Genomic DNA, 4,958 nt, shown 5'->3' on the forward strand with positions numbered 1-4,958 from the left:
ATCGGGGGCTAATTTTAGTAAAGCGGATCTGCGTGGCACTAATTTTCAAGGGGCTATTTTAGAGGGAACTAAATTTACTGAGGCTAGGGCAGGATTACTAAAGCGCGGTCGGCTACAATTAATTTTAATTTCTTGGTTAATAGCGGCTATCTGCGGCTGTCTGTGGGGATTAGCCGGTTATTATCTAGCTTTAATGCTGGTGACAGATGTAACCGAATTTAAAATCATTGGTGCGGTAATAATCACGTTTTTATCTCTAATTTACGGAATATTTTATCGTCAACGAGTTGGGGGATTGCCCTTAGTTTTATCCTTGATTTCTGGCCAAAAAATAAGTTTTATCCTAGCAATTTTTATCAGCTTAATTTTAACTTTATTGATAGTAATTATACTAGCTTTTCAAGGAGCATTAGCAGGGATAGGCGTGATAAATGTAATTTTTTCTATAGCTTTGATTGTTGGGGTTTGTGTTACTTTATTCACCGCTTATCTAGCCTGGTTATCCCTGGAAGAATCGAGAGAAACGATCACTAAATTCATGGCAATTGCTTTTTTAGCCAGTAAAGGTACAAATTTTTGCGGGGCAAATCTGCAAGAAGCCGATTTCACGGGAGCGCAGTTAAAAGCCACTGATTTAAGGGCAAAAGATTTAACTAGAACTCGATTTTATCTGGTATCGGGCATCGAGCGAGCGCGCTGGGAAAAGACAATTCTGGACGAAGTTGCGATGAGAAATCTTCTGGTTACTGGTCAAGGGGAAAATAAAGCTTATATTGGCTATAATTTTCGCGGACTGAATCTTTACGGGTTTAACTTCAAAAATGCCCACCTGACTAGGGCAAATTTCAGCGAGGCAAATTTAGCCTACGCTAATCTAGAAGGGGCAAATTTAGCCCATAGTAACGTGATGAGAGCCAATTTACAGGGAGCCACCTTGACGGGTGCTTGTATCGAAGCTTGGAAAATCGCCGAAAATACCAATTTAGAAGGGGTTGATTGTGATTATATCTATTTAGTCGAGTGCGATCGAGAGCGCCGTCCCAGGGAGGGAGAATTTGGGGAGGGGGAATTCCGGCAATTGGCCCTGGAGCAGCGAAAATTGTATATTGAAGAATAAGATAACTGCTATACAAAGCTAAAATTGCGGCGCCGAGGCGGGCAATTAGAGGGATAATAAGACCAACCCCGATCGAGCGGGTGTCAGAGGCGGCGGAGTTACATCCCTCCCGATGCCAAATAAGGTTATTTGCCCTTTTCCCTAACCCCTATCCCCCGACTGGTAACTGATCACTGATAAGCGATGGTGAATATTTCTAATCAAGTTATACCCAATCGGGGACTAGCGCCCCAGGCAAAAGCCTCCGATGTCCAAATCCTAGCGGCGATCGATATTGGTACGAATTCGGTTCACATGGTAGTAGTGAAAATTGAACCGTCTTTACCTGCTTTTACGATTATTGCCAGAGAAAAGGATACAGTCCGTCTCGGCGATCGAGATAGGAAAACCGGTAAATTAACCCTAGCGGCCATGGAAAGAGCGATCGCCGCTTTAAAACGCTGTCACGATCTGGCTATTAGTCTCCATGGGGATCAAATTATCGCCGTTGCCACCAGTGCCACCCGGGAAGCGGCCAATGGCGACGAATTTTTGGCTTTAATCGAGAAAGAAGTCGGTATTTCTGTAAATCTCATCTCCGGACAGGAGGAAGCGCGCCGGATTTATCTCGGTGTCGTCTCGGGAATGGATTTCCAAAATCAAGCCCATATTATTATTGATATCGGTGGTGGTTCCACAGAATTAATCTTAGCTGATAGTCAAGAAATTCGCTTTCTTAGTAGTACCAAAATCGGCGCGGTGCGTTTGACCCAAGATTTGATCACCACCGATCCCATTACTCCCACAGAATTAGCCTATTTAAGAGCATACACCCGCGGAATGTTAGAGCGGGCAGTAGAGGAAATTAAACATCATTTACAGCTGGGAGAAGTGCCGCGTTTAGTGGGAACTTCTGGGACGATCGAAACTTTGATGACTATCCATGCTTTGGAGAAATTGGGGGAAATTCCCAATCCTTTAAATGGCTATCAATTAACCCGCAAAGATGTCAAAGAATTAGTCAAACGTTTCGCCGCTTTGGACTATCACCAAAGACTGGCAATTCTGGGGATGTCCGATAAACGGGCTGAGATAATTCTAGCCGGTTCGATCGTGCTTTTGGAAGCGATGACCATGTTAGATGTTGATAAGTTAGTTCTCTGTGAAAGGGCCTTGCGAGAAGGGGTAATCGTCGATTGGATGCTGACGCACGGGTTAATTGATAATCGGTTACTTTATCAGAGTGAAATCCGTCAGCGCAGTGTCTTGAAAATAGCGAAAAAGTATCAAGTTAATTTAGAATCTGCTGAGAGAATAGCGGCATTTTCCCTGTCTTTGTTCGAGCAAACCCAAGCACAATTACATTCTTGGAATCAGGAGGCTAAAGATTTATTATGGGCGGCGGCTATACTGCATAATAGTGGTTTATATGTTAGTCATGCTGCCCATCATAAACATTCCTATTATTTAATTCGTAATGGTGAACTGTTGGGCTATACGGAAATAGAGTTAGAAGTGATCGCTAATATCGCTCGTTATCATCGCAAAAGTAAGCCGAAGAAAAGGCACGATGATTTTATGAAATTAACTGAATACTATCAGTATATGGTCAGACATTTAAGTGCTATACTGCGCTTGGCTGTAGCTTTAGATCGGCGACAAATAGGAGCGATTAAAAAGATTGAATGTAAGTATGATCCTGAATATAGAACCCTACATCTGCATCTTTTTCCCAATAATGCTGAAGATGATTGTGCTTTAGAATTGTGGAGTTTAGACTATAAAAAACCTGTTTTTGAGGAAGAATTTGGGGTGAAAGTAGTGGCAACTTTGGCATTTTTACCCTTAAATCATGACCGGTGATCGGTTAGGTAGCTTGAAATCGGCAAGATGGAAATTTTCGAGACTTGTTGCCTATTAAGTAGTCGTGGAAAATTAATTTCTTGGTTAGGATAGGCACTCATGCACTCATGCAAGAGGTAGTGAGATATGTGTAATTAATTTTGCCTAGGTACTTATTCTAGGTCAAGATTATCGACCGTGGCAAATTGATAATTTTTGTTGATAGTCAAGCAAGAAAACGGTTAAAAACTGAAAGGTTACTGTTATAATCCAGAGGGAATAGGATCGCAGAAAGAAAAGGAGCCGAAAAACTTGTTGCAATTAGCTAAAATTGGTCGCTTGATCGCTCTTGGTTGCTTGGGAACGATACTGACTAGCTTTCCTGTCCTCTCGGCCGAGAGAATCACTTTTATCTTACCGCCCTTTAGTCGTACCCTAGAAATTAGTTCCCTAGAAAAGTTTGTCGAGACTGGCAGAATTGACGCTAATCTAAGACAATATTTAGGTAATACCACACCCGAACAACAAAGAGAATTTCGCCAAGCTTTAACCACAAGTAAAGAAATTAATCCCGTCCTGATCTCGCGCTTTTTTAACACCAGAATGGGGGAAGATATTCTCAATCTTTTAGGGGAACTGATCACCATTCAAGGGGGTATTAATGGTAAATTTGCCCTGCGTTCTGCCCTAGTTAAATCAGCTTTTGAACCGGAAGGGGTAACTATTCTTAGCCTGCTGCGTAATCTGCCCACTAATATGCAGATTGATGTGACAAAAGTGCAAAGATTAGCCCGGGCGATCAATATCGTCCTGAAAGCGACCACAGTATTCACGGAAAAGGTGGCGCAATTATCCTTAGAAGAAGCTAAAAAGGCCAGTGAAATTAATTTTACCGCCATGACCGACCCCCGACAACCGGGACCGCGACAAGTAGAACAAATGCGGCTGGATTTAACCGATAGCCGTCGTCAGAGGGAACTTTATCTGATCATTGTCAAACCCAAGGGGCAATTAACCCAGAAAACCCCCGTTATTGTCTTTTCCCACGGTTTAGCTTCTCGTCCTGAAGATTTTGTCCGACAAGCGGAACACTTGGCTAGTTACGGTTATCTCGTCGCCATGCCCCAACACCCCGGCAGTGATACCCTACAGGTGCAGAATCTGCTCGCCGGTTTATCGCGGATGGTTTTTGATAGCAACGAATTTGTCAATCGTCCATTGGACATATCTTTTGTGATCGATGAATTGCAAAGACGCAACGCAAGGGAATTTCAGGGGCAATTAGATGTAGATAATGTGGGAGTTGGTGGACATTCCTTCGGCGGTTATACAGCCTTAGCCGTGGGTGGAGCGACGATCGATTTCGAGAATTTACAACGGGACTGCCAAAGAAGATTAGCTTTTCTCAATGTCTCCCTCTTGCTCCAGTGTCGTGCTTTGGATTTACCCCGAGAAGAATACAACTTTCGCGATCCGAGAATCAAAGCGATTTTTGCGGTTAATCCGTTTAATTGGAGTATTTTCGGGGCTAAAGGACTAGCTAAGATCGAAATTCCCACTTTTGTAGCGGCAGGAACCTACGATCCCGCTACCCCCGCTATTTTTGAACAGGTGCGCTCTTTTCCCCTGCTCAACACCGAAAATAAATATTTAGCTCTGATTGAAGGTCAAGCTCACGTCGATTTTTCGGTACTAGATGCGGGAATTAACGAAGCGATCGAATCCGTAGCCGATCTTACCCTGCCCGCACCCTATGTGATCGATAGTTACGCCCATTCCCTATCTTTGGCCTTTTTTGAGGTGTATATTCGCAAAAACCCCGGCTATAAACCTTTTTTACAGGCGGCCTATTCCCAATATCTCAGTCAAGGCCAAGAGTTTAGATGTTTTCTGATTACCCGCGCCTCCTCGGCCGCTTTAGAACAACTCATCGAAGATTTTACCGCTCAAAATGTCCGTTAATCAGTTATCAGTTATCAGTTCACTGTTTACTGTTTACTGTTTACTGTTTAAGGAAGAA

Annotated in this window: 3 protein-coding genes; all 3 read left to right on the plus strand. The window is 43.2% G+C overall.

Features of this window, described 5'->3' with window-relative positions; genetic code table 11:
- Positions 1-1,117 (plus strand): pentapeptide repeat-containing protein (locus tag PX636_RS21495; protein WP_288118793.1); only part of this gene is annotated, 1,117 nt, incomplete at its 5' end.
- A 183-nt stretch (positions 1,118-1,300) separates the two neighbouring features.
- Positions 1,301-2,959: a Ppx/GppA phosphatase family protein gene (locus PX636_RS21500; RefSeq protein ID WP_288118796.1), complete on the plus strand. Its 1,659-nt coding sequence runs from the start codon at positions 1,301-1,303 to the stop codon at positions 2,957-2,959.
- Between the two features lie 291 nt (positions 2,960-3,250).
- Entirely contained in the window at positions 3,251-4,900 is a 1,650-nt protein-coding gene (locus PX636_RS21505) for an alpha/beta hydrolase (protein ID WP_288118798.1), read from the plus strand.
- Positions 4,901-4,958 lie beyond the last annotated feature (58 nt).

The sequence above is a fragment of the Microcystis sp. M53598_WE2 genome, from assembly GCF_030067735.1.
In the GTDB taxonomy this organism is placed as follows: Bacteria; Cyanobacteriota; Cyanobacteriia; order Cyanobacteriales; family Microcystaceae; genus Microcystis; species Microcystis aeruginosa.

Bases quoted from the DNA above. Each gene is read 5' to 3' on its own strand.
- PX636_RS21500 (WP_288118796.1), top strand. From the start codon at position 1,301: ATGGTGAATATTTCTAATCAAGTTATACCCAATCGGGGACTAGCGCCC.